The 25473-nt window shown below is 43.2% G+C and carries 22 protein-coding genes and 1 pseudogene; 16 read left to right on the top strand and 7 right to left on the bottom strand.

Translation table 11 applies throughout. The annotated features are described in order from the left end of the window. The first annotated feature begins 11 nt into the window (after window positions 1-11). Window positions 12-1349 (top strand): annotated as a pseudogene (locus AB1K89_RS17530) (IS3 family transposase). 58 nt (window positions 1350-1407) lie between these two features. Here the strand turns inward: AB1K89_RS17530 and nspC are convergent. Genes nspC through speD form a run of 6 tightly spaced genes read right to left on the bottom strand, consistent with a single transcriptional unit; the run spans window position 1408 to window position 7758 of the window. Continuing rightward, window positions 1408-2550, bottom strand: coding sequence for a carboxynorspermidine decarboxylase (gene nspC / locus AB1K89_RS17525; protein WP_413055981.1), 1143 nt, complete (start codon window positions 2548-2550; stop codon window positions 1408-1410). Between the two features lie 17 nt (window positions 2551-2567). Next, on the bottom strand, window positions 2568-3767 hold the full coding sequence (locus tag AB1K89_RS17520; RefSeq protein WP_413055980.1) for a saccharopine dehydrogenase family protein: 1200 nt from the start codon (window positions 3765-3767) through the stop codon (window positions 2568-2570). Window positions 3768-3785: 18 nt separating this feature from the next. Further along, the gene (gene speB, locus AB1K89_RS17515) at window positions 3786-4637 is read right to left on the bottom strand and encodes an agmatinase (RefSeq protein ID WP_413055979.1); all 852 of its coding nucleotides are present in this window, start codon (window positions 4635-4637) and stop codon (window positions 3786-3788) included. Continuing rightward, window positions 4627-5478: a polyamine aminopropyltransferase gene (gene speE, locus AB1K89_RS17510; RefSeq protein WP_413055978.1), complete on the bottom strand. Its 852-nt coding sequence runs from the start codon at window positions 5476-5478 to the stop codon at window positions 4627-4629. Before speE ends, speB begins: the two co-directional genes overlap by 11 nt. Beyond that, entirely contained in the window at window positions 5475-6902 is a 1428-nt protein-coding gene (locus tag AB1K89_RS17505) for an aminotransferase class I/II-fold pyridoxal phosphate-dependent enzyme (protein WP_413055995.1), read from the bottom strand. Before AB1K89_RS17505 ends, speE begins: the two co-directional genes overlap by 4 nt. Before the next feature lie 43 nt (window positions 6903-6945). Continuing rightward, on the bottom strand, window positions 6946-7758 hold the full coding sequence (gene speD, locus AB1K89_RS17500) for an adenosylmethionine decarboxylase (protein WP_413055977.1): 813 nt from the start codon (window positions 7756-7758) through the stop codon (window positions 6946-6948). Window positions 7759-8103: 345 nt separating this feature from the next. On the opposite strand from speD, the gene AB1K89_RS17495 reads away from it, so the two are divergent. From AB1K89_RS17495 to nadX, 14 genes are all read left to right on the top strand, one after another. Then, window positions 8104-8526, top strand: coding sequence for a DUF1801 domain-containing protein (locus AB1K89_RS17495; RefSeq protein ID WP_413055976.1), 423 nt, complete (start codon window positions 8104-8106; stop codon window positions 8524-8526). Between the two features lie 447 nt (window positions 8527-8973). Then, complete coding sequence (locus AB1K89_RS17490; RefSeq protein ID WP_413055975.1) at window positions 8974-10869, top strand: PrkA family serine protein kinase; 1896 nt, start codon at window positions 8974-8976, stop codon at window positions 10867-10869. A gap of 77 nt (window positions 10870-10946) precedes the next feature. Continuing rightward, a complete protein-coding gene (gene yhbH, locus AB1K89_RS17485) occupies window positions 10947-12104 on the top strand; it encodes a sporulation protein YhbH (protein ID WP_413055974.1) in 1158 nt (385 codons plus the stop codon). Then, a complete protein-coding gene (locus AB1K89_RS17480) occupies window positions 12101-13504 on the top strand; it encodes a SpoVR family protein (protein ID WP_413055973.1) in 1404 nt (467 codons plus the stop codon). The genes yhbH and AB1K89_RS17480 overlap by 4 nt, the downstream gene beginning before the upstream one ends. 285 nt (window positions 13505-13789) lie before the next feature. Continuing rightward, a complete protein-coding gene (locus tag AB1K89_RS17475) occupies window positions 13790-14305 on the top strand; it encodes a GNAT family N-acetyltransferase (RefSeq protein ID WP_413055972.1) in 516 nt (171 codons plus the stop codon). Further along, the gene (locus AB1K89_RS17470; RefSeq protein WP_413055971.1) at window positions 14305-15042 is read left to right on the top strand and encodes an alpha/beta fold hydrolase; all 738 of its coding nucleotides are present in this window, start codon (window positions 14305-14307) and stop codon (window positions 15040-15042) included. Before AB1K89_RS17475 ends, AB1K89_RS17470 begins: the two co-directional genes overlap by 1 nt. Next, window positions 15032-15526 carry a GNAT family N-acetyltransferase gene (locus tag AB1K89_RS17465; RefSeq protein ID WP_413055970.1) on the top strand — a complete coding sequence of 165 codons (495 nt, stop codon included), beginning with the start codon at window positions 15032-15034 and terminating at the stop codon, window positions 15524-15526. The genes AB1K89_RS17470 and AB1K89_RS17465 overlap by 11 nt, the downstream gene beginning before the upstream one ends. 12 nt (window positions 15527-15538) lie before the next feature. Continuing rightward, window positions 15539-16450 carry an aminoglycoside phosphotransferase family protein gene (locus tag AB1K89_RS17460; protein WP_413055969.1) on the top strand — a complete coding sequence of 304 codons (912 nt, stop codon included), beginning with the start codon at window positions 15539-15541 and terminating at the stop codon, window positions 16448-16450. Between the two features lie 74 nt (window positions 16451-16524). Next, entirely contained in the window at window positions 16525-16743 is a 219-nt protein-coding gene (locus AB1K89_RS17455) for a spore coat associated protein CotJA (protein WP_413055968.1), read from the top strand. Further along, window positions 16740-17006, top strand: coding sequence for a spore coat protein CotJB (locus tag AB1K89_RS17450; RefSeq protein ID WP_413055967.1), 267 nt, complete (start codon window positions 16740-16742; stop codon window positions 17004-17006). Before AB1K89_RS17455 ends, AB1K89_RS17450 begins: the two co-directional genes overlap by 4 nt. A gap of 14 nt (window positions 17007-17020) precedes the next feature. Continuing rightward, window positions 17021-17590, top strand: a complete 570-nt coding sequence (locus AB1K89_RS17445; RefSeq protein ID WP_413055966.1) for a manganese catalase family protein — start codon at window positions 17021-17023, stop codon at window positions 17588-17590. 388 nt (window positions 17591-17978) lie between these two features. After that, entirely contained in the window at window positions 17979-18980 is a 1002-nt protein-coding gene (locus tag AB1K89_RS17440) for a YcjF family protein (RefSeq protein ID WP_413055965.1), read from the top strand. 327 nt (window positions 18981-19307) lie between these two features. Next, window positions 19308-22265 (top strand): S-layer homology domain-containing protein, encoded by a 2958-nt coding sequence (locus AB1K89_RS17435; protein WP_413055964.1) that lies wholly within the window; start codon window positions 19308-19310, stop codon window positions 22263-22265. Between the two features lie 359 nt (window positions 22266-22624). After that, window positions 22625-23440, top strand: coding sequence for an aspartate dehydrogenase (gene nadX, locus AB1K89_RS17430; RefSeq protein WP_413055963.1), 816 nt, complete (start codon window positions 22625-22627; stop codon window positions 23438-23440). 7 nt (window positions 23441-23447) lie between these two features. Here the strand turns inward: nadX and AB1K89_RS17425 are convergent, their stop codons facing one another. Continuing rightward, window positions 23448-24257 carry a DUF2935 domain-containing protein gene (locus AB1K89_RS17425; RefSeq protein WP_413055962.1) on the bottom strand — a complete coding sequence of 270 codons (810 nt, stop codon included), beginning with the start codon at window positions 24255-24257 and terminating at the stop codon, window positions 23448-23450. Window positions 24258-24439: 182 nt separating this feature from the next. Here AB1K89_RS17425 and AB1K89_RS18295 point away from each other — a divergent pair, with 182 nt between their 5' ends. Continuing rightward, window positions 24440-25351, top strand: a complete 912-nt coding sequence (locus AB1K89_RS18295) for a methyl-accepting chemotaxis protein (RefSeq protein ID WP_489686576.1) — start codon at window positions 24440-24442, stop codon at window positions 25349-25351. Window positions 25352-25473 lie beyond the last annotated feature (122 nt).

Here is a 25473-nt window from a genome sequence, read left to right as displayed (position 1 = left end):
GGAACAACTTCATGAGTAAGAAACTATTTACAGAAAAAGAGATAGAGATACTATGTAAAAATCCTTATGTAAAAACTGTTAGCAGGAAAGGTATTACTTATACTGATGAATTCAAACAAATTTTTATTGATCAATTCGGTAAAGGAAAGTTTCCTAGGGAGATATTTGAGGACTGTGGTTTTGATATAGAGATTATTGGAATAAAGCGGGTTCATGCATCAGCGAGAAGATGGAAGGCAGCCTATCGTAAAGACGGTGTACTGGGTCTTCGTGATACAAGGATTGGAAACTCAGGAAGGCCTCGTGATAGAGAGCTTTCTATTGAAGAAAAATATGATCGACTAGAAGCACAAAATAACTTATTGAAAGCAGAGAATGAATTATTAAAAAAGATACGATTCGCCGAGAGGGGACTAAAGAAGAACAATTGACATTGGCACCGAATCAAAAATTTAACCTTATCCGGTCTGTCATCGATAAATACAAAGTAGAAAACATGGTTAGTTACCTTTGTAAAAACCGCAGGAGTATCACGTTCTGGCTATTATAATTTTTTCTCAGACCAGGCCATCGAGCGTAGAAAGGAAAAAGACAAGAAAGACGAAGCTGTTAGGGATACCATAATAAAAGCATTCAAATTTAAAAACCGTAAAAAAGGGGCTCGCCAAATCAAAATGACATTGGAAGGCCAGTTTAATGTTGTCTACAATTTGAAAAGAATTAGAAGGATTATGAAAAAGTATAACATTGAATGTCCCATCAGAAGGGCTAATCCTTACAAACGAATTATGAAAGCAACTCAGGAACACAAAGTTGTGCCTAACCTGCTTAACAGGCAGTTCAAACAGGGAATTCCTTGTAAAGTCCTTCTAACCGATATCACGTATTTATTTTATGGGAATAGTAAAAAGGCTTATTTATCAACCATTAAAGATGCTTCTACAAATGAAATTTTAGCCTATCAGGTCTCAGATCGGATAACACTTGACATCGCAACCGACACACTAAAGAACTTAAGGAAGAATAAAAAGATCAAACTGGCTGAAGGTGCCTTTATCCACTCTGACCAAGGGAGTCACTACACTAGTCCCGTGTATCAAAAGATGGTCAAGAAGTATAAGTTGGGTCAATCAATGTCCCGAAGGGGCAACTGTTGGGATAATGCCCCGCAGGAGTCTTTTTTTGGGCATTTTAAGGATGAGGCAAATATAAAGCCCTGTGAGACCCTTGACGAACTTAAACGGGAAGTTAAAGACTACATGGGGTATTACAACAATTATAGATATCAGTGGGATTTAAAAAAGATGACCCCTGTTCAATACAGAGATCATCTTCTTAAAACTGCCTAGGCTTTTTTAAAATGTCCTTTACAAAGGGTACAGTTTAAAAGCGGGTAACCCTTTATTTTTACGACAAACGCTCTTTAAAATCCTCATAACCAAATTCTTTAATCACTTTCGGACCATTCTCAACCGTATTCAACACAATCGCAGGCAGTTCCATCCCATTAAATGTGTTGTTCTTCACCATAGAATAATGCGCCATGTCGCAGAAGACAAGCTTATCGCCAGGCGTCAACGGCTGGTCGAAAGAGTAATCTCCGATGACATCCCCCGCAAGGCATGTCGGTCCGCCGAAACGGTAGGTGATTGCTTTTTCGTTCGGCAGTCCCGCCCCGACGATTTCGGGGCGGTACGGCATTTCGAGAACGTCGGGCATATGGCAGGAAGCCGAAGTATCCAAAATGGCAAGCGGCATTCCGTTATGCAACGTATCCAACACAGTCGTTACGAGGAAACCGGTGTTCAAGGCAATCGCTTCACCGGGTTCCAAATACACATCAAGTCCATACTTTTCCTTCATGAACATAATGGATTCAATTAGTGTTTCAACATCGTAATCGGGACGTGTGATATGGTGGCCACCGCCGAAATTAATCCACTTCATGTTTTTCAAATACTTGCCGAACTTTTCATCAACGACTTGAATCGTACGGGCGAGCGTGTCGGAGTTCTGTTCGCACATCGTATGGAAATGCAAGCCACTGATCCCTTCCAGCTCATCCGGTTCGAAATTCTCTAGCGTCACGCCGAAACGCGAAAAAGTGAAGCAAGGATTATACATGTCCACTTCAATCTCCGAATACTCGGGATTGATCCGAATGCCGCACTCAATCGGCTTCGGGTAGTTTTTCACTTTATCTCTGAAACGTCTCCATTGATCAAATGAGTTGAACACGAGATGATCGGAGTACGATAGGATCTCTTCAAAATCAGCTTCAGTGAAGGCAGGGGAGTACGTATGCACTTCTTTCCCCATCTCTTCGTATCCTAACTTCGCTTCCAATAATCCGCTTGACGTCACCCCGTCTAAATATTGCCCGATAAGCGGATAGACGGAGAACATCGAAAAGCCTTTTTGAGCTAAAAGAATTTTACAGCCTGTCCTATCGATTACCGACTTCAGCAGTTCAAGGTTTTTAATCAATAGCTTTTCGTCGACTACATACGAAGGGGAGGGGACTGCATGTGGATCGAAATTCAACTTCATTTGTTGCGCGCCTCCTATCAATCGATTAGCTCTGGGTTGAAATCTTCCTGCCACGGAAGACCGTATTCGTTCAAAGCTTCCATGAATGGATCCGGATTGAACTCCTCAACGTTATAAACACCAGGTTTTTTCCATTCGCCTTTCAGCAATAGCATCGCGCCGATCATCGCTGGTACGCCAGTCGTGTAGGAAATCGCTTGGGAACCTACTTCGCGATAGCATTCCTGATGGTCGGATACGTTATAGACGTAATACGTCTTTTCCTCGCCGTCTTTCGTTCCTTGGAAAATACAACCGATGTTTGTTTTCCCTTTTGTGCGCGGCCCGAGGGAAGCAGGGTCAGGAAGAACCGCCTTCAGGAACTGCAATGGAACAATTTCCTGTCCTTCGAAGTTGATCGGCTCAATCGAAGTCATTCCGACATTTTCAAGCACTTTCAAGTGTGTCAAGTAGTTTTGGGAGAACGTCATCCAGAAACGGATTTTCTTGATTCCATTAATATTTTGTGCAAGTGATTCCAACTCTTCGTGATAGAGAAGGTAAACATCTTTAGGACCGATTTCAGGCAGATCGTATACACGTTTTTCGGAAAGTGGCGGAGTTTCGATGAACTCACCGTTTTCCCAATAGCGGCCGTTCGCCGTTATTTCGCGGATATTGATCTCCGGGTTGAAATTTGTCGCGAAAGGATAGCCATGGTCTCCAGCGTTTGCGTCCACAATATCAATCTGATGGATTTCATCGAAATAATGCTTTTGCGCATAAGCGGAGAAGACGCCAGTTACGCCTGGGTCGAAGCCGCAGCCTAGGATTGCAGTAAGGCCGGCTTCTTCGAATTTCTCGCGATATGCCCATTGCCATTTATATTCAAATTTCGCTGTATCGAGTGGCTCGTAGTTCGCTGTATCCAAGTAGTGGACACCAGTTGCAAGGCATGCATCCATGATCGTCAAGTCTTGGTACGGCAATGCGACATTAATGACGATATCAGGCTTGAAGCTGTTGATTAGTTCAACCAATTCGTCGACATTGTCTGCATCGACTTGTGCCGTTTGGATTTTCGTACGGCCGCCGTCAAGTTTTTCCTTCAACGCATCACATTTCGATTTTGTACGGCTCGCGATGCAAATTTCTTCAAATACATCTGGTACTTGTACACATTTATGCACAACTACACTTGCTACTCCACCTGCTCCAATGATTAACGCTTTACCCAATCAAAACACCACCAATAATTATTTTTGTACTGCCAATAATAGTTCGCGAAGCACTTTACAAGCGACCGCTGTCGACACACCGCTTTGATCATAGATCGGAGACAGTTCATTGACATCGCAGGCAACTATATTGAGGCCGCTAACCGTCAGTATCGCTTGCAGCAATTCCATAAAGCTGACACCGCCCGCTTCTGGAGTTCCCGTGCCAGGGAAGACGGAAGGATCCAATACATCTAAATCGATTGTCAGATAAACTGGTTTCCCTTGTAATCTTTCAACGACATCTTCTAGTCCATTAAAGTTGAATTTGTTTGTGAAAACTCGATCTTTGCCCCATTGGAACTCGCTTCGGTCTCCGGAGCGGATGCCGAATTGGAAGATCCGGTCATCTCCGACGATATCCCATACACGGTGGATGACCGTTGCGTGGGAAAGTTTCTCATCGAGGTAATGATCTCGCAAGTCCGCATGAGCATCGAATTGAACAATATGCAAATCGGGGTATTGTTTCGCCACAGCTCGGACCGACCCGAGCGTCACTAAATGCTCCCCGCCGATCATACAAGGGATTTTTCCGTCCTGTACTACTTTCCGGGTATACTCCTCAATTTGACCAAGAGCTCTTTCCGTGTTCCCGAAACTCAACTCAAGATCTCCGCCATCATAGACGTTGATATCTTCCAAATCTTTGTCCTGGTAAGGACTGTACGTTTCGATTCCGAATGATTCACCGCGCATCACTTTGCTGGCGAATCTTGTGCCCGGGCGGAATGACGTAGTTGAATCGAAAGGGGCACCGAAAACGACGATGCCCGATTCGTCATATTCATTGTCACAGCCGATGAACGTTTCAATATTTTTATTCAACATCTTCCAATTGCTCCTTTACGTAGTTCGGCAATGCAAACGAGCCGACGTGGATGTCGGTGTTATAATACTTCGTTTGCAAACCGAGCCGATTCCAAGCATCTGCATCCAAATCATTGATAGGATCATATTTTTTGGAGGCGAATCCGAACAGCCAATGTCCCGAAGGGTATGTCGGAATGTGCAACTGGTACACTTTGCATACTGGGAAGAACCCGATAATCCGCTTATGCGCCCGTTGCATACCGAGCGCATCTTCCTCGTAAAAAGGGCTTTCGTGTTGATTGACAAGAATGCCTTCATCGTTCAACGCCTTATAGCAGTTGCCGTAAAACTCCCTTGTGAATAAGCCCTCTCCCGGTCCGAAAGGGTCCGTAGAGTCGACGATGATTAAATCGTACTCATCATTGCGCGAACGGACGAATTTCAAGCCGTCCTCGAAATGGAGATGTACACGTGGATCATCGAGTTTACTCGCGGTTTGGGGGATAAACTCCCTGCATACATCAACGACCATCTCATCGATTTCAACCATGTCGATATGCTCGATGGAATCATATTTCGTCAGTTCACGGATCGTGCCACCGTCACCGGCCCCGATGACGAGCACTTTCTTAATGCCAGGATTGGTTGCCATCGGTACATGGGTGATCATATCGTGATAAATGAATTCATCCTTCTCAGTGACCATGACGTAACCGTCCAATGTGAGAACTCGACCGAATTCAGCTGTTTCTAGCACATCGATTTTCTGATACTCGCTTTTCCCGGTGTAAAGGTGTTCAATGACTCTCATCGAAAATTGGACATTCGGCGAATGATTTTCCTTAAACCATAAGTTCATTGCTCAGCCTCCTTCAAGACATTGATATGCTCGATTTTACTATCTTCCGTACCTGTCATGAAGCTTCCTTTATCTTTGCAATACTGGATGTATTGAAGGATTTCGGGGGTGATCCGTTCACCCGGAGCCAAAATCGGTATGCCAGGTGGATATGCCATGACGAACTCGCTTGCAATACGGCCGGCACTGTCGTTGATAGGAAGAGTCTCCTTCGGCGCATAAAACGCTCTTTGGGGCGTATAAACGACTTGTGGTGTAATGTATTCATGATCGAACAAACCACTTTTGTCCTTGCTATAGCGCCTTTTAATTTCGGCGAGTGCCGAGACGAGCCGTTCAAGATCCAAACGGCGGTCTCCGACTGATATGTAAGCCAGAATGTTGCCGATGTCTCCGAACTCGATTTGAATGTCATACTCATCCCGCAGGATGTCATACACTTCGACGCCAGCCAACCCTAATTCAAGTGTATGGACGGAAAGCTTTGTCGTATCGAAATCGAAAATCGTATCGCCGTTCTTCAACTCTTCGGAAAAAGCATAATAGCCGTCGATCTTGTTTATTTCATCTCGGGTGTACTGCGCCATCTCCCCGACCTTTCGGAAGATGTCCTGGCCGTTTAGGGCGAGGTTTTTCCTCGATATGTCGAGGGAGGAGAGGAGCAAATACGAACCGCTCGTCGTTTGCGTCAAATTGATGATCTGTCTCGTATAGCCTTCACTCACATCGTTATTGATCAAAAGCAATGAACTTTGTGTCAATGAACCTCCTGATTTATGCATGCTGACAGAAGCCATATCAGCCCCGACCGACATTGCGGAAGCAGGCAGGTCGTCACTGAAATAAAAGTGAGTTCCATGTGCTTCGTCTACAAGGACAAGCATTCCATGTCGATGGGCAAGATCTGTGATTGCCTGCATATTTGAACAGATTCCATAATATGTCGGGTTGTTGATAAGAATCGCTTTCGCATCGGGATGCTCATGGATTGCTCTCTCAACGTCCTTCACAGACATTCCTAAAGGAATCCCGAGTTCATTGTTAACACCCGGATTGACATAGACAGGGACAGCTCCGCTTAAGATGAGTGCATTGATAGCACTTCGGTGCACATTGCGGGGCATGATGATCTTTTCGCCTGCCTTGCATGCTGTCATCACCATCGCTTGGACGGCTGAAGTCGTTCCATTCACCATGAAAAAGGCATGCTTTGCTCCGAACGCTTCAGCTGCAAGCTCCTCGGCTTCCCGGATGACAGAAACAGGGTGAATCAAATTATCCAATGGTTTCATTGAATTGACATCCACTGTCATACAATTCTCACCTAAAAAAGCGGTCAGTTCCTCGTTTCCTCTGCCACGTTTATGGCCGGGGACATCAAAAGGAACGACCCGCATCTTCTTGTAATTGTTTAGAGCCTCCATAATCGGGGCTTTCTCTTGTGAAAGAATGTTCACCACCGTCCTCTCACTCTTCGTATATGTTGGAACCGCTGAAAATTTCAATCATCTCTTTACGTAAATTGTTTGTGATATTCAGCCTTTCTTTCGGAGGGATTTCGTACACATCCGTGTTGAAAAGGTAATTTTGTAAATTGATGTCTTTGATCAGCAGTTTTGTATGGAATATATTTGATTGATATACATTGACATCGATGGCATCATATTTTTGCAACGTCTCACTGTCGATATAATCTTGGATCGACGTCATCTTATGGTCCATAAATAACTTCTTCCCTCTATCATCCCGAGTAAACCCGCGTACGCGATAATCAGTCGTGATAATGTCCGAATCGAAGCTGCCAATAAGGTAATCCAATGCGTTCAATGGGGAAATTTCACCGCAAGTCGATACTTCGATATCGACACGGAAAGTGGCGATCGAATTATCCGGGTGATATTCAGGATACGTATGGACGGTGACATGGCTTTTGTCCAAATGACCAACAACCGAATCCCGGGTCTTCAAAATCTCAATTGCCCCACGATTGCAAGATTCATCGATCAGAGCAACTGGAAGTGTCTCCTCTGTAATAAGGATGGTGACACTTGCGCCTTGCGGATCATAATCTTGTTTGCTCACATTTAACACATGGGCTCCGATGATTTCCGTGACATGATGGAGAATGTTCGTCAATCGTTCGGAATTGTACTGCTCATCGATATAGGCAATATAATCTTTTTGCTCCCGCTCACTTTTTGCATAGCTCACATCATAGATGTTGAAGCTAAGTGTTTTGGTGAGGTTGTTAAAGCCGTATAACTTCAGCTTATTTTCCAACCCGAATATCACTCCTTTTTTCGACAAAATCGGTATTATCTAGCTCCGGTAGGCAACTGCTCGGGTCGCTTCGGTCTTGAAGCAAAAGGCAAAAAGCGCCTTTCGTTCCAGCCCTCCAGCGCCTGTCGCAGCTAAGCGCCATCCTCCGCTTTTTTGTAGAAAATCATTTTAATTATAGAGTAAAAAACTACCTAGTCAAGATAAATTATTTCCTCTTTGCACTCCTGTTGCTAACTATATATAGTAGTAGGTAAATAAAGGAGTCGTTATGCATTTAACGTTAGTATAACTTTAGCGCAATATCAAGTAATTGCACCATTCAGAAATATGGGAGGGAGGATAAAAATGTACGAGCAAAAAACGAAAGAAACAGACGCGAGTGTCATTGAATTTATTGAAGCAGTAGACAGTCCGAAAAAACGGGAGGATGCTTACCGTTTATTGGACATCTTCACAGAAACGACCGGCTATGAAGCGAAAATGTGGGGGCCGAGCATCATCGGATTCGGATCGTACCATTATGTTTATAAAACGGGACATGAAGGGGACGCTCCATTAGTCGGCTTTTCGCCCCGCAAAGCAAAAACCAGCCTCTATTTCGCTCCGGGAGACACCGAACGGGAAGCGCTCCTCGCCAAATTTGGAAAGCATACTACCGGAAAAGCGTGCGTGTACATTAATAAAGTGGACGATATCGACATCGAAGTGTTGCAACAGCTCATCAACCAATCAATAACATTTCTAAGAAAAACATATCCGGAAAACTGACTTATAGGGTTTCCAATTGATCTCTAAAAAGGACCGGCAAAGGGAATATATTATTCCTTTTGCTGGTTTTTTATTTTGACAAAGCTCTAGAAAATTGCCAGAAAAGGCGAGACTCCTGCGAAAGCCGTCACGAAGAACGGCTTTTGCGAGTAAAAGCGCAGCGTTACGAGCACATCTTTGCACTAGCCGTCACGAAGAACGGCTTTTGCGAGCAAAAGCGTAGCGTTGGGAGCATCGGATAGAGGATGCCTTAATTTCTGCAAAGGACGCAGAAATACGGCAAATCGAACCCTTTGCTGTTCGATTGGCTGAGGCGACGCCCGCGGAAAGGGAGCCGTTCTGGCGATTTTCGTCTCTCATAGGATAGTCCATTGTTTTGTATGTCTCATTTTACAGAGCTTCCTCGCATACAATGATTGAAACCAGGCCCTGAATGGAGGGAAATGAATGGATATTTTACGCAAGTTGGAACATTTCCGTGAAGAAGAGAGCAAGTTGAAGTGGGAAGGTACCTTCGCCGAATACTTAGACATCTTAAGGGAACGTAAGGAAGTCGCGCAAACGGCACATTCGAGAGTGTATGAAATGATCAAGAGCCATGGTGAAACGAAAGAAAACGGTTATACAAAATTCCGCTTTTTTGAAAATGAAATTTACGGTCTTGAGGATACAATCGAGCGGCTAGTGAATGAATACTTTCATCCTGCAGCAAAACGGCTCGATGTCCGAAAAAGGATCTTATTACTCATGGGTCCCGTAAGCGGTGGTAAATCGACAATTGTCACACTGTTGAAAAGAGGATTGGAGCAATTTTCAAGGACGGATGAAGGTGCTGTCTATGCCATTAAAGGATGCCCGATGCATGAGGATCCATTACATTTGATTCCGGATTATTTACGTGATGAATTCTACAAAGAATTTGGAATTCGAATCGAAGGAAGCCTCTCTCCGTTAAACACGATGCGCCTCGAAAAAGAATATGACGGACGGATTGAAGATGTTCTCGTTGAAAGAATCTTCTTCTCGGAAGATAAGCGGGTAGGAATCGGGACATTCACACCTTCCGATCCGAAATCCCAAGATATTGCAGATTTGACCGGAAGCATCGACTTTTCGACAATTGCCGAATATGGCTCCGAATCCGATCCCCGCGCTTACCGTTTCGATGGCGAGTTAAACAAGGCGAACCGTGGAATGATGGAATTCCAGGAAATGTTGAAGCTCGATGAAAAGTTCCTATGGCATCTCTTATCACTAACTCAAGAAGGGAACTTCAAAGCGGGCAGATTTGCATTGATCAGTGCGGACGAATTGATCGTCGCGCATACGAATGAAACTGAATATCGAGCCTTCATTTCCAATAAAAAGAATGAAGCGCTTCATTCAAGAATCATTGTCATGCCGATTCCTTATAACTTGAAAGTGAGCCAGGAAGAGAAAATCTATGAAAAAATGATACGTGAAAGCGATATGGCGCATGTGCATATCGCCCCGCATGCCCTTCGAGTCGCCGCCATCTTCTCCGTGTTGACTCGCTTGAAAATATCAAAGAAGCAAGGCATCGATATCGTGAAGAAAATGCGATTGTATGACGGCGAGAATGTGGAAGGCTTCAATACGGCTGATTTGGAAGAGCTGAAAAAGGAATTTCCGAATGAAGGCATGGACGGCATCGATCCGAGATATGTCATCAACCGGATTTCGTCGGCAATCATCCGTAAAGAAGTGGATGCCATCAATGCGCTCGATGTACTTCGTTCCTTAAAAGAAGGGCTCGATCAGCATGCTTCCATATCAAAGGAAGATAAAGAAGAATACTTGAATTATATATCGATAGCGCGCAAAGAATTTGATGATATTGCGAAGAAAGAAGTTCAAAAGGCATTCGTCTATTCGTATGAAGAGTCTGCCCGGACATTGATGGATAATTACTTGGATAATGTGGAAGCATTTTGCAATAAACATAAGCTGAAAGATCCTCTTACTGGCGAAGAGATGAATCCGGATGAGAAGCTGATGCGCTCCATTGAAGAGCAGATCGGAATTTCTGAAAACGCGAAGAGGGCTTTCCGAGAAGAGATTCTCATCCGTATTTCCGCCTATGCAAGAAAAGGCAAACGGTTCGATTACAAATCCCATGAGCGGCTTCGTGAGGCGATCCAGAAGAAATTATTCGCCGACTTGAAGGATGTTGTCAAAATCACAACTTCATCGGCGACGCCTGACGAGACACACTTGAAGAAAATAAACGAAGTCGTCGCAAGGCTCATTGATGAATATGGTTATAATTCCATTTCGGCAAATGAATTGTTACGGTACGTCGGCAGTCTTTTAAACCGGTAATCGAATCCACCCATATCAAGAACCGCCAGTCGTTGCATATAATAAAAAAATGAGTGGACTGGAGTAGGTGAATAGAAATGCAAGAAGAGCAGAGCGAATCTTTTGTCGTCTCCCAGGAAAACTGGTCGCTTCACCGAAAAGGATATCAGGATCAGAAACGTCATCTAGATAAAGTGAAGAAAGCGATCCACAACAATCTACCCGAATTGATCAGTGAAGAAAGCATTGTCATGTCGGATGGCAAGGACGTCATAAAAATACCGATACGATCTTTGGATGAATACAAAATCCGTTATAACCACAGCAAATCGAAGCATGTCGGCCAAGGTGGCGGGGATAGTCAGGTGGGGGATATTGTCGCGAGTGACGGCAGTCAAAGTGCAGGAAAAGGGAAACAGGCAAGCGATAAACCAGGCCAGGATTACTATGAAGCGGAAGTGTCAATAGCAGAAATCGAAGAGTCTTTATTCAAAGAGCTTGAACTTCCGAACCTCGAAAAAAGGGAACAAGCGGAAATTACGGATGAGGACATTCAGTTCAATGATATACGGAAGAAAGGGCTTATCGGTAATATTGATAAGAAGAGAACGATCATCGCAGCGTTCAAACGGAATGCAATGGAAGGCAACGCCGAAATCATGCCGATCTATAATGATGATCTACGTTTCAAGACGTGGGATGAAGTCGTCAAGCCACAATCCAAAGCAGTCGTGCTCATGATGATGGATACGAGCGCATCGATGGGCAATTTTGAAAAATATATGGCGAGAAGCTTCTACTTCTGGATGACGAAGTTTTTGCGGACGAAGTATGAAAAAGTGGATATTGAATTTATTGCCCATCATACGATTGCGAAAGTCGTATCGGAAGTCGACTTTTTCTCGAAGGGGGAGAGCGGGGGGACGATTTGCTCGACTGCCTACGAAAAAGCACTCGAGCTCATTACCCAAAAATATAATCCGTCCCGCTATAATATTTACCCTTTCCATTTCTCGGACGGGGAAAATATGTCTTCGGATAACGGAAAATGCATGTCGTTAGTAGAGCAGCTCATGGAAGTATCCAATATGTTCGGCTACGGGGAAGTGAATGCTCATAGCAGGTATTCCACGTTAATGAATACGTATCAAAAAATCGACGACCCGAAATTCCGTCATTATGTTCTGAAGGAAAACAAGGATGTCTACTACGCATTGAAGAGGTTCTTCCATAAACAGCTGGAGGGATCCGTATGACACAGCACAAGGCACTTCAATATGCTGCGGAAGAAATTACGGAGATCGCCAAAGGATTCGGGTTGGATTTCTACCCGATGCGCTACGAAATATGTCCAGCGGATATCATCTATACATTCGGCGCATACGGAATGCCGACACGGTTTTCACATTGGAGCTTCGGCAAACAGTTCCATAAAATGAAGCTCCAATATGATTTAGGGCTGAGCCAAATTTACGAGCTCGTCATCAATTCCAATCCTTGCTATGCTTTCCTGCTTGAAAGCAATACATTGATTCAAAACAAGCTGATCATCGCCCATGTCCTTGCCCATTGTGATTTCTTCAAAAATAATGCCCGATTCGCGAATACGAGGCGTGACATGGTCGAAAGCATGACGGCAACCGCTGAACGGATTGCCCAGTATGAAATGGTTTATGGTAACGAAGAGGTTGAACGCTTTTTGGACGCCGTGCTCGCAATCCAGGAGCATATCGACCCTTCACTTGTCAGATGGCGTCATGGGAATGAAGAAGTGGAGCAAGAAGACAATGTGCCGTTTATCCGGAAAACGGAATACGATGATTTATGGGGAATAGACCATAAGAAGCTGAAAGCGCCGGCGGAAACGAAACGGAAAAAGACGCCCGCTTCCCCCGAGAAGGATATATTGCTGTTCATTTTGGAAAACAGTCGGGAATTGGAAGAATGGCAAAGAGACATTCTGACAATGATCCGTGAAGAAATGCTTTATTTCTGGCCGCAAATGGAAACGAAGATCATGAATGAAGGATGGGCAACGTACTGGCACCAGCGCATTTTAAGGGAAATGGAATTAACGACCGACGAAACGATCGAGTTTGCTAAATTGAACGCGAATGTCATCCAGCCTTCCAGAACGTCCATCAATCCGTATTATTTAGGATTGAAGATCTTTGAGGATATCGAACGGCGGTATGATCATCCGACGGAAGAGATGATTGAATTAGGGGTGAAGCCCGGTTCCGGCAGGGAAAAGATGTTCGAAGTGAGGGAGATGGACTCCGACATTTCATTCATCCGGAACTACTTGACGAGAGAGCTCGTTCAAAGGGAAGACATGTATATATTCGAGAAAAAAGGAAGCCATTATAAAATAACGGATAAGGAATATCGGAACGTGCAAGACCGACTCATTGCGCAGCGGGTGAACGGGGGCTTCCCTTATATTGTCGTACATGACGGGGATTACGTTCGAAACGGGGAGCTCTACTTGGTGCATAAATACGAAGAGACCGAGTTGGATGTACCGTATTTGGAAAACGTCCTCCCGTATATCCACCAACTATGGGGCCGCATCGTTCATTTGGAGACGTACGTGGATAATAAGCAAGTCGTGTTTTCATACGATGGAAAAAAAGTTCACCGTCGATTTGCTTGAATCGGGCCGCCACATTGAAATGGAAATGTGGCGGTTTTTCGCTGTGTTTTAGTAGGTCCAAAGTCATTAAATGACGATAAGTTCTGGGAAATGAACGATAACTTTTGGGAAATGATCGATATCCTCTTCTAATTGATCGATAAAAGTCGTGAAATGATTGATAACTCTCGAGAAATGATTGATATCTTTTTTAGAAACTTAATGCGGGAGACTATTTGTGAAATTAATACTATTAATTCTCTATTTACTGTACACTAAATTTAATAGTGTCCGAGGGGGAATGACATGAGAATCAGAGAGGCTGTACAAGGTGATGCAGAAGGAATTGCACGTGTGCACGTCGATAGCTGGAGGACAACTTACAAAGGGATTGTTTCCGAGTCCGTTCTTCAAGATCTATCGTACGAACAACGTGCCGAAAATTGGCGCAGAGGCATTGGGAAAAATGCATTATATGTTGCTGAAAACGAAAGAGGAAAAATTGTCGGCTTTGCGACAGGAGGCAAAGAGCGCACGGGCAAATACGACGCAGACGGGGAGTTATATGCAATTTATTTACTGCATGAAGTGCAAGGCCAGGGAATTGGTAAGAAACTGACGGAATCAATTGCACAAAACCTGAAAGAACAAGGATTTACTTCGATGCTGGTATGGGTGCTCGAACAAAATACATCAAAAAAGTTCTATGAATCACTCGGCGGACAACCTATTAGTGAAGCGATGATCGACATCGGGGGAGAAGAATTCAAAGAGATTGCTTATTACTGGGACAATATTAATGCAATTGGGGAGTTGAGCTAATGATTCTTCACACAAATGTATACGGAGACGGGGAGCCGGTAATCTTTTTGCATACAGGATTGCAAACAGGAGAAACGGATTTCGTGTACCAACGTAATTATTTTCAAGATAAATACAAGGTCATTTTCCCCGATTTGCGTGCACACGGAAAATCTAAAGTCGATGAAGTAGATATGAGTAGTTATTTTAATCAGGCTGCCAATGATTTGGTCGATACGCTGGATCAACTGAAGATTGACAAGGCACATGTCGTTGGCTGTTCATTAGGAGCACTTGTTGGTCTCTCATTAGCAAAACGAATTCCACAAAAGGTCAACAGCCTTGTAATATCTGGCATAATTCCTCAAAAGCCTAATGATTGGAATGAATTAAGGCAAAAAGATGCGGCTATGCAAAATGCGTTGCTTACACATAGTGAAGTAATGGATTACTTCAATTCCATTCACAAATCCGATTGGCAAGAGTTTTTGGCCCAATCCATAGAGGAAGATTGGTATCCGTTCAATGAAACGACGGATTTATCTATGTTGAAATGTCCGGTGCTCTATATAGTAGGCGAAGACAAGAAGCATGAGGTATTTGGAGTGTCTATTTATCCAAATCAAAATGAAAATATACATGTGGCGGTTGTACCATTTGCTAGCCATTTGGTACATAATGAGCAGCCGGAAGTGTATACGGCGATTTTGGATTTATTTTTCAGAAAAGTGATGGTGGGTGATTCCTATGATTACTAGACAAGTTCAAAGCTCTGATGCGAATCAACTTGTTCGGCTCATTGGAGAAGTGGAGAGAACTTCGGAAACGATGCTCTATGGAGCGGGTGAGCGGAAATTGTCTGAAGAACAATTTAAGAAGCGTATAGAGTCGTTTGGAGCTGATGCATCGACTATTCTTATGGCTGAAGTAGACGGATCGCTGGTGGGTTATTTGATGGTGATTGCTGGTGCTGCTAATCGGAATAACCATTCTGCATATATAGTTATCGGCATTTCCGAGAAGTATCGGGGACAAGGGATCGGTAAGTCTCTATTTGCTTCGTTGGACAATTGGGCAAAGGAAAACAATCTTCATCGTTTAGAATTGACTGTTATGACCACTAATACAGCGGCAATCAAACTTTATGAACAATCAGGTTTTGCTATTGAGGGCGTGAAAAAGGATTCGTTGTTCGTCAACGATCAATATGTTGATGAATATTATATGGCTAAATTAATCTGAGGGGAACTTCATATGCACATACCTATTTCATTTAAAGAAAAAATTATAAACTGCTTTGGTGCAGCTGGGGAAGAGTGGCTCCAATCATTAGAATCTAAAGTGACAGAGGTCGCAGAAAGATGGGGATTAACGCTTCAGGGACCCGTCACAAACCTATCTTATAATTATGTTTTGAATGTAATAGACGAGAAAAACCACCCATACATACTAAAAATAGGTTTGCCGGGATTCGATTTTACAAACGAAATTCGGACAGTGCAGCACTACAACGGACAAGGGTGTGCGAGGCTCGTGAAAGCTGATGCCGAACAGGGGGCTATGCTGCTCGAAAAGCTGCAACCTGGAACACTGCTTAGTACAGAAACAGATGAAGAAGTTGTCATTCAAAACTTTTGTCGCGTTTGGAAACAAATTCGACGACCGTTGCCGATAGATAGCGATTTTCCGACGGTCCTTGATTGGGCAAATGCATTTACGAAATATCAGGGCAATTTTTCAGATAACGACGGTCCGATTCCAAATGAATGGGTCGAGTCGGCAAATGCCTACTTGCATAAAATTCAGCATTCATCAGCTGACAACGAACTGCTGCATGGCGACCTGCACCATGAGAATATATTGTTTTCAAGTGAAAGAGGCTGGCTTGCGATCGATCCGAAAGGTGTTGCCGGCAGTCCGTACTTTGACGTCGTTTCATTCCTCATCAATCACCTATTCACAAAGCCGAATCCAGAAGTATTGTTGAAGAAGCGAGTGGACCTGCTCAGTGACTTCTTGGACTTGGATCGCGAAAAACTGTTGAAAGCTGCCGTATCGATGTCGACTTTATATGCTTGCTGGGGAGTTGAAGACAAGGATCCTGCTTGGAATGAAACATATCAATGTGCCAAATGGTTCAAGAAACTACTAGACGAAAAGAATTAAAATGCTTGTCACCACTTGGCCAAATGAATCAATTTGAATCCCCTCGCATAACATAGCATGAGGAGTGATGAGATTTGGAACGACCGTCATACCGGGGAAGCTTCAAACCATGGATTTCCCCCCTTGACCCGTGTCCGCCCATTAGGGTGAAGAAGTTTGTGCTGCCACCTCAACTGTTCATCAATTTTCAACCACCAGGACTTCCGCAATTCACACCAGAGCAGGCGCTCCGCCATGGAACACTTTGGCCGATACTTGTAGATGGATTTTCTCGTGAGGAGGGTATCTCGTGAATGCATTTGATGAAGAACGTCAAATGATGCAACGCGTTCAGGAGGCCGATTTTGTCGTCGTCGAACTGACACTGTACACGAATACGCATCCCAATGACCAAGAAGCATTGGACCAATGGAGGGAAGCCATTAAAGAGGCAGCACGCCTCAGACGCCAATATGAAAATCGATACGGACCCCTTTCACTCTATTCCATACCTTCCGAACAGGCAATCGAAGCAGGCTGGCGTTGGAATCAACCACCGTGGCCGTGGCAACGGTGAAAGGGGGAGACTGAATGTGGGTCTATGAGAAAAAGCTTTTATATCCAGTTGAAGTGACGACGTGTAATCCGAAATTGGCTAGGTATATCATGGAGCAATACGGCGGGGCGGACGGCGAGCTTGCAGCAGCCCTACGCTATATGAATCAGCGGTACACCGTTCCTGACAAAGTAATCGGCGTGTTGAATGACATTGCTACTGAAGAGTTCTCCCACTTGGAAATGCTTGCAACGATGATATATAAACTAACGAAAGATGCCACGCCTCAACAATTGGAAGAAGCCGGTCTAGCAGGGCATTTCGCGAACCACGGCCATGCACTTTTCTATGAGAATGCGAACGGCGTCCCATTCACATCGACATACATTCAAGCGAAAGGCGATCCGATCGCAGATTTGTATGAGGATATTGCTGCGGAAGAGAAAGCGCGGGCGACATACCAATGGCTCATTGACCTGTCAGATGACCCGGGGTTAACCGATGCACTGAGATTCCTTCGGGAAAGGGAAAATGTCCATTCCTTGCGGTTCCGCGAATCTGTCCAGATTCTAATGGATGAAAGAGATCGAAAGAAGATATTTTAGAATTAGAGCCTGTATCTCTTAGGAGGTGCAGGCTACAGTCTGTTGACAAACGCTCGCATCCGTTGTTGCTCGTGTCGCTCGTCCGCTCATGAACTTTAGTTCTATTCGCGTCTTCGCTCCACTTCGCGCCTAGGATGACAAGCGCTTTCAATCAGGCTGAAGGATATGTCTATTAATCGTATTTATCCCTTAAATTAAATTGAGCGTAGACAAAGACAAAGAACGAATTTGTGTCTACACTCTGTAGCCTGTATCTCTTAGGAGATGCAGTTTTTTTGATTTCTCATTTTTCATTTACTGACAGATAGGGTAGTGAATAAGTAAATGAATCTTATAGCCATACTATCCGTATAAAGTAAGTAGATGAAAAGTGAGGAAGGTGATCCGGATGAGTCAACGATGGATGTCAGACGAGCAGTTTGACAAAATCTTCGAAGAGAAATCATCGGAAATCAACGAACAATTGGAAAGTGAAATACTAATCGCCATGATTGGTGATGTGAATGCCGGCAAATCTTCGACAATCAATCGTCTAATGGGCGATGAAGTGGCACAAGTCGGTGCGAAGCCAGGAGAAACGCAGGAAATTAAGAGATTCAGTTACAAAGAAAAAATCATCTTCGTCGATACACCTGGACTGGACGATATTTATAGTGAACATTCCGAGGAAACGATGAAGTTTTATAAGCAGGCAGATTTGATCTTATTCTTTTTAAATGCGGCAGGGACTGTATTATCGGATACGGAACTCAAATCATTAAAAAAAATCGCTAAAGTGAATAAAGATATCATTCTTGTATTGAATAAAATTGATGCGGCTGAAGACATACCGAGCCTCGTGAAGTATGTGCAAGACCATACTGGATACGAATTTCCTGTCACACCGATTTCCTCGCGGACGGGGGAAAATATCGGCATGTTGCAAAAAGAAGTGCTCACATTATTGGAAACCAAAAAAAAAGATATATTAATGGCCGCAAACATGGCCGATAAATCTGCGGTCGCCAATCGTTGGATCCTTGCAGCGGGAGCATCCGCTGCCACAATCGGAGCCGTACCGATCCCTGGATCCGACTTTGTACCGTTAACTGCATTGCAAGTCAGTCTCATGTTGAAACTCTCAACCTTGTACGGCAAACCAATATCAAAAGATAATGCAAAAGAATTAATTATCGCTACGATTGTAGGAAATATAGGAAAGACGGTTTTCAGACAGATCGTGAAATTGATTCCCGGTGCTGGCATGGTCGCAGGAGCAAGTGTAGCTGGAGCAATGACAATCGCATTAGGACATGCTATCAAGTATGCGCATGAAAATGATATCGAGTTGACACCGAAATCTTTGAAACCGATTTATCAACAGTTCCTGAAAAAGGCGAATAAAAAATAGTACTCTTTTAACAGACATAGTTTGTTCGAAAATCCACTCTTACATTTTTTATCTAGCAAGTACATGAAAGAGGGAAATAATGGGTAAATTTAGTTTAAAAGATTCAATTTATTGTTGTCATTACAGGATTCTTCTATTCTTTAAAAAAAAATTTTAGACGGATAAAATCCCTCTATATCAAGTGTTAGGATGATATTTTGGTTCTATACCCAATTAATTCCTCTATCATTTTATAAAAATATGATTAATAATGTGAGTCGAGGGTATATGTATATGGGATGCAGTGCTCTCAATTATTTAGTTCATCTCAGAGGAGGAAATATATTTATGGGTAACAACCAACCAAAAAAATATCGTAATTTCATGATCGGTGCAGCTTCAGCAGCACTAGTCGCAACAGCAGTAGCACCAGTTGCTAGCGCAGCACAATTCACTGACGTGAAAGAAGGGAATACACACGCACCAGCTATCAACGCATTAGTAGAAGCAGGAGTTATTAGCGGGTATCCCGACGGTACATTCCAACCAAACAAAACATTGACTCGTTCTGATGTTGTTAAAATGATGGGTAAATGGCTTGAATCACTAGACTATAAAGTTCCAACAGATTACAAGACTAACCCACGTTTCAAAGATCTAACATCTAAATCAAATGACGAACTCCTTAAATACGCTGCATTGGTAAAAGACAATGGTGTATTTAACGGTTATGCGGATGGCACACTCGGCGCAGGACTCGATATTACACGTGAAAACATGGCAATCGTTCTTGTTAGAGCATACGACGCTATCCATAAAACAGACCTAGTAACTCTAGTAAAAGAAACAGAATTCGACAAAGATGTAACTGACCTTGCAAAAGCAAAAGCAGAAGCTCGTCCGTACATCGACGTACTAGACTACTTCGACATCACAAACCCGGTTGCACCGCAATTCAACCCAAAAAGCACAACAACACGCGGTCAATTCGCTTCATTCCTCTACAAAACTTCTATCGTTGAACTAGAAGCAGAAGTAGACACTGAAGCTCCTAAACTAGTTTACACTGGCGAAAAAACGCTTAACGTTGAATACGGTAAAGAGTTTACAGCTCCAGTTGTAACTGCAACTGACAACGTTGACGAAGAAATCGAAGTCACTTCAGTTATCACAAACGAAGCTGGCGAAAGACTAACTGCTATCGACACTAAAGTACCTGGTACTTACAAAGTGACTTACAGCGCAGTTGACGCAGCTGGTAATAGCGCTGAGGATCTTGTGGTTACTGTGGTAGTGGGTGAGAATCCAGTATCAGAAGTGGTTTCAGTAAATGCGGTTAATGCTAAACAAGTTGAAATCAAGTTCAACAATGCTGTTGAAAAAAACACTGTAGTTAATGGTAATGGAGATTTGCAAAACATCACAATTTCCAGAACTGTAGCTGCTGGTGATAACAGAGATGCTGACACATTTAAAGGAGAACTAAGTAAAGATGGAAAGACCTTAACTATTACAGCTGTAGGTAATGGTGGGGCACAGTTCTTTAGTGGCAGCTATGCGGTAACAGTTACTGATGATGTAAAAGATGCTAAAGGTAAAGCACTTAAACCATTTTCAAACGTTGTAACTGTTGATGACAAAGTCGCTCCTACAGTATCGAATGTTGAATATGATGTTACCAATGGTGAAATCACAGTAACGTTATCAGAGCCAGTGAAAGGAATACCATCTATTTTCCGAGTAAATGGCTCGCCTATCGCAGTAGGTACTGTTACTGCATCTGCGAATAATACTAAATTTACATTTGCTAAGCCTGCGTCAGTAGCTTCTGGATCAACTGCATCTGTTTATGTTACGGGGGTTCAAGACTATGCAGGAAATCAACTTGAAGCTTCTACATCAAATGTAGTTATTACAAAAGATGATACTGAACTTCAGGTAGTTTCTGCAAAACAACTAAATACAAATTCGGCTGAGTTTGTATTTAATAAAGCTATTGCTACTTCTGATAATGACATTAAATCGGCATTAAGTGTAATTATTGATGGCACTGTTGTTAGTGGTGCAGACATTAACGTTGCAAAAGATGTTAACGACGCAAGAGTAGTTAAAGTAACATATACGGGTACTAGCAGTAACACTACTGGACCAAACTATTTCTATGGAAATGCTAGCTCGAAAGATGTTTCATTTGTATTTGCAGCAAATCAATTAAAAGATGTATTTGGCAAGGAATTACCTGCGACAACTAAAACTGTAACTATGAATAAAGATGTGGCAGCTCCAATGGTAGTTTCTACTTCCATTTCATCAGATAAAAAGTACATTGAATTGAAATTTGACAAGCAAATTACATCCACTACTAACACTAACCGTAACAATGTAACACTTCGTAAAGACGGCGTTGCTGTTTCCATGGCAGATGGTGCAGTTAGCTTTGCTAATGATACGAATGGTGACCAAACGATTCTTCGCATTACACCAAACAGTGCAGTAGAATTAGCAGGTGGAGAATACACAGTTCGACTACCTGAAGGATTCGTTAATGATTCACACGGAAACGCAAGCAAAGCAATTACTGCTTCTGCAACTAAGGCGGGTGTTCCAGCTTCAGATTTAACTGCGACTATCACAAATAATGGTGGAACACCAAACGTTTTCCAAGTTGAGTTTAGTGAAGATGTAACAGCTGAAACTGCGTTAAACCTAAACAATTATAAGTTGGATGGTAAAGCGCTTCCTGCCGGTACTGATATCTACTTTAAATCTGGTGCACCAACTACACGTGTAGTTATCGAGCTTGGCGATGAGTCCATTAACTTTGGAAATTCTACTACACCAGGACAAGCGGAACTAAATGTATCTGGAGTAAAATCTACAACTGGCAAAACAGTTAAGTCTATCTCTAAAGTTGTTGATGTAGCTGACAACACTGCTGCTACATTGGTTTCTGCGAAAATTATTAGTAATTCTTTAGAACTTACTTTTGATGAAGCTGTTAACCCGGCAACTTTGGGCACAGATGTAGGTAAAATTCTTGCTGATTTGCAAATTAAAAGTGATGCAGGAACTTTTGCTCAACCAGCTACTGGAACACCTGCAACAGTTGTTACCGAAGCGGGTTCTGATAATAAGAAAATTGTGATTACAGTAACTGCTCAGGACAGCAACTGGACTAATGTAATTAATGGTTCTAACTTGACAGTAACTACTAAAGAAACTGGTTATACTGGCCGAGTGACTAACCTTGTAGATGTTAATGGAGTAAAAGTAAAAGCTGGCGTTACAGTTAGCGTTCTTAAATAATTTAATCAATTAATTATTTGAGATTTCAGGACAGAATAATACTTCTTACTACAGCTAGTAGCCAACTATCCTTTCGGATAGTTGGCTTTTTCTATTTTATTAATCTTGAACTTTGTGTTTCTTTAGTACTATCTTTGAATTTAATTTTATTGAGAGCAGTTGCTTGAAGTGTAGACGCAAATACTCAAGAAAAGTGCCAGTCTAACAACCAGCTAGAGAGGAGGATGACAGATGGGAAGGCTGAGATGACGCTCGCCGGGAGCTAATTAATGAAATAGAAAAGAATGCATCTGTCTTGTATAGATAATCAATGTTTAATTAGATAGAGTGAAAATAAACAAAATCTCAGGTATAGTTTATTGAAAAGGATAGGACTGATCTCAATCAAAATAGGTCTAATCGGAAAAGGAAATTTAGGTACATTTCTCTTACGAAAAATAAACATAGAACAAATCATACCGAACTCTGAAATTGTAGCCATCTTAGATGAACGCAAAAAAGCGAAAGAGGAGCTACCCACTATAGCCGATACATATGGCTGTCAGGCATTCTACGACATTGAATCCTTCTTACAATCAGATATTGATATTGTAATAGAATGCTCCAATATTGAAGCGGTAATAACATATGCACTCAAAGTCATCGATAAGAAGGATTTGATGATCATCAGTATAGGTGCATTCGCCGATCCATCCTTCGGTGAACGTATAGAAGAGGCTGGACAAGAAAGCGGACACCGTATCTACTTACCATCCGGTGCAATAGGTGGACTGGATGCCCTGAAGGCCGCCAAGTTGGCAGGTGGACTCAATTCTGTCACGCTGACGACCCGCAAACCCGCTCATTCTCTTACCGCAGAAAAAATAACCGCGGAGCAAACTTTGTTTGAAGGTTCAGCCCGTGACGCGATTGAACAATTCCCTAAAAACGCGAATGTTGCAATCGTGTTATCGTTGGCTGGCATTGGCGTAGAAAAGACGCGAGTCCGAATCATTGCCGATCCGAATGTCACGCAAAATATTCATCATATCGAAGCAAGCGGCTCTTTCGGCGAATTTGACATGACAATCAAAAACAACCCGTCTCCGGACAATCCGAAGACGAGCCATATAACGGGAGCCAGTATTTTGGCGGCGCTTGCGAACATCAGTAATGCAGTGGTAGTAGGTTCCTAGAATCCTATTACCCCTGCACTCTGTCATTCGCAGGATTACAATCGGGATCTGGAGTCCCGGCTGATTCTGCGAGTTTCATCAAATAATAGCATTCCTCGCGCGCCATATGGTCGGCCATCAGTGGGGTGAGGGTTCCAAGTGTCTCTTTTTTAAGACCCATTTCCTCAAGTTCACCCAAAAACGTTTTGAAAATCGTCATTTCCAAGTAAACGTCGTCATGGAATTTATCCAGGGCGGGAAATTTCGCTACGTTCGTTCGCAAAAATCCAGTCAATTCCACAGCTTTCAAGTAGAATGCTTCCCAATCTTTGACGAATTTCCTGCTCTTCTTCTTCAACTGTTTTTCCACGCGGTCCAAGTTCGCGTCAATCGCCCCGGCATGACCTGCAGCATCGAGTAGCCATAACAGATCATGGTGAAGCGGGTGGACCGGGGGAGGCGATTCGCCCTTTTCCAAGTAGGAAAGGATGCGGATCGCTTCTTCAACTTCATTGACCATATGATTAACGAATGGGGGTGGCAATGAAATTTTGATCTTGCCTACCAATTGCTCTTTAAGAATGGCGAGTTTCAATTCCCGGATTGCTTCACTCTCCGTTTTAGAAAGACCGGCCAATGACAGCAACTCGTCTTGATCCAACGATTGTTTCGACCGATCCAATAATTTATCGAACCGATCCCTAAAAGCCGCGGCAGTGTCAATCCACTCGGTTTGCCCTGGGGCTAGAGAATCGTGAATGAAGCGGCTATGATCCCCTAATATTTGCAACCAGAATTGCATTTCATTCATAGCCTGTTGTTGAAATGAATTATCCAAAACATCACCTCCAGATTTACTACTTACCATTCTATGTACCAATAAATATTTTAGAATAAATAGCAACAACAATATCCAAGGTATTCCACTTCACACGAGACTATGGTTAAATAGTAATAGGTTCAAATATTTAGAATAATGACGAAAGGTCAGTTCTCGGTTGGAGAGATGGAGGGGGAGAAATGGTGAGACAGGTGGTTGAGCAAGTAACGGACGATCATGTTGTAAAGGCGCTTGAAAAGAATCTTGCAATCATCAGGTATGGTTTGGATCATAAAATTGCATATGTGAATGAAATATTTGCGAACGCAATGGGGTACACGAAAGATGAAATGATTGGTGTCCGTCATGAGGACCTTTGTTTCAAAGAATATGTGAGAAGCGTCGAATACGACAAGTTTTGGCGGGAGTTGCTTCGAGGCATTAGCCAACATGGGAAAATTGAAATGAAGGATAAGAATGGCGAGAAAGTTTGGCTCGAGGCAACGTATATGCCGGTTTTCAGTCACGATGGGAGAAAGGTGATTAGCATTTCCAAGGTCGCCTCGAACATTACAAAACGGCAAACTTCTATTACTTCTGTCGTCGAAGAGTTGAGTCGGATGGCGGAAGGGTTGACCGAGCGTGCGGATATCGGGATTGAACGGAGCAAGGAATTATTAGTCATTATCGAAGATATCGCGACAATTTCACATGACAATACGAAAACACTCGGGAATTTGCAGCTGCACGCAGAGAGCATTCAACATATCGTGAAGACGATAAGGGAAATTGCTGCCCAAACGAATTTGCTTGCTCTGAATGCCGCGATTGAAGCGGCGCGAGCGGGAGAGCATGGGAGGGGATTCGACGTCGTCGCGAAAGAGGTTCGAAAATTATCGGCGAATGTTGAGAAATCGATCGTTGAAGTGCGCGAAGGGGTCGAAGCGATCACGACGGAGATTAAAAACATTTCCAAAGGGACGACGTTGGCACAGGAAAACGTTGATCGTTGTCAGCAACGGATCGAAGTGGCGATGGACGACTTCCTTGCGATTGCCTCATCTGCATCCGAATTGGACAATCAATCGAAGAAAGTAGCGAGTATCGTATGAAAAAAAGGCTGCCTAGAAAGTTTAACTTTCTATGGCAGCCTTTTTGCGCCCAAAGTGAAGCGTTCCGCGCCCAAAGTGAAGCGTTCCGCGCCCAAAGTGAAGCGTTCCGCGCCCAAAGTGAA

Origin of the sequence: Sporosarcina pasadenensis (assembly GCF_047228845.1) — a bacterium.
Taxonomy (GTDB): Bacteria; Bacillota; Bacilli; order Bacillales_A; family Planococcaceae; genus Sporosarcina.
Note: the sequence above shows the minus strand (reverse complement) of the source record. Positions and strands in the feature narration are given on the sequence as shown.

Coding starts and splice junctions, on each gene's coding strand:
- AB1K89_RS17475 (WP_413055972.1), top strand. CDS start 13,790: ATGAGAATCAGAGAGGCTGTACAAGGTGATGCAGAAGGAATTGCACGT.
- AB1K89_RS17465 (WP_413055970.1), top strand. CDS start 15,032: ATGATTACTAGACAAGTTCAAAGCTCTGATGCGAATCAACTTGTTCGG.
- speE (WP_413055978.1), bottom strand. CDS start 5,478: ATGAACTTATGGTTTAAGGAAAATCATTCGCCGAATGTCCAATTTTCG.
- AB1K89_RS17495 (WP_413055976.1), top strand. CDS start 8,104: ATGTACGAGCAAAAAACGAAAGAAACAGACGCGAGTGTCATTGAATTT.
- yhbH (WP_413055974.1), top strand. CDS start 10,947: ATGCAAGAAGAGCAGAGCGAATCTTTTGTCGTCTCCCAGGAAAACTGG.
- AB1K89_RS17440 (WP_413055965.1), top strand. CDS start 17,979: ATGAGTCAACGATGGATGTCAGACGAGCAGTTTGACAAAATCTTCGAA.
- AB1K89_RS17505 (WP_413055995.1), bottom strand. CDS start 6,902: ATGGAGGCTCTAAACAATTACAAGAAGATGCGGGTCGTTCCTTTTGAT.
- AB1K89_RS17490 (WP_413055975.1), top strand. CDS start 8,974: ATGGATATTTTACGCAAGTTGGAACATTTCCGTGAAGAAGAGAGCAAG.
- AB1K89_RS17470 (WP_413055971.1), top strand. CDS start 14,305: ATGATTCTTCACACAAATGTATACGGAGACGGGGAGCCGGTAATCTTT.
- AB1K89_RS17445 (WP_413055966.1), top strand. CDS start 17,021: ATGTGGGTCTATGAGAAAAAGCTTTTATATCCAGTTGAAGTGACGACG.
- AB1K89_RS17460 (WP_413055969.1), top strand. CDS start 15,539: ATGCACATACCTATTTCATTTAAAGAAAAAATTATAAACTGCTTTGGT.
- AB1K89_RS17435 (WP_413055964.1), top strand. CDS start 19,308: ATGGGTAACAACCAACCAAAAAAATATCGTAATTTCATGATCGGTGCA.
- AB1K89_RS18295 (WP_489686576.1), top strand. CDS start 24,440: ATGGTGAGACAGGTGGTTGAGCAAGTAACGGACGATCATGTTGTAAAG.
- nspC (WP_413055981.1), bottom strand. CDS start 2,550: ATGAAGTTGAATTTCGATCCACATGCAGTCCCCTCCCCTTCGTATGTA.
- AB1K89_RS17480 (WP_413055973.1), top strand. CDS start 12,101: ATGACACAGCACAAGGCACTTCAATATGCTGCGGAAGAAATTACGGAG.
- speB (WP_413055979.1), bottom strand. CDS start 4,637: ATGTTGAATAAAAATATTGAAACGTTCATCGGCTGTGACAATGAATAT.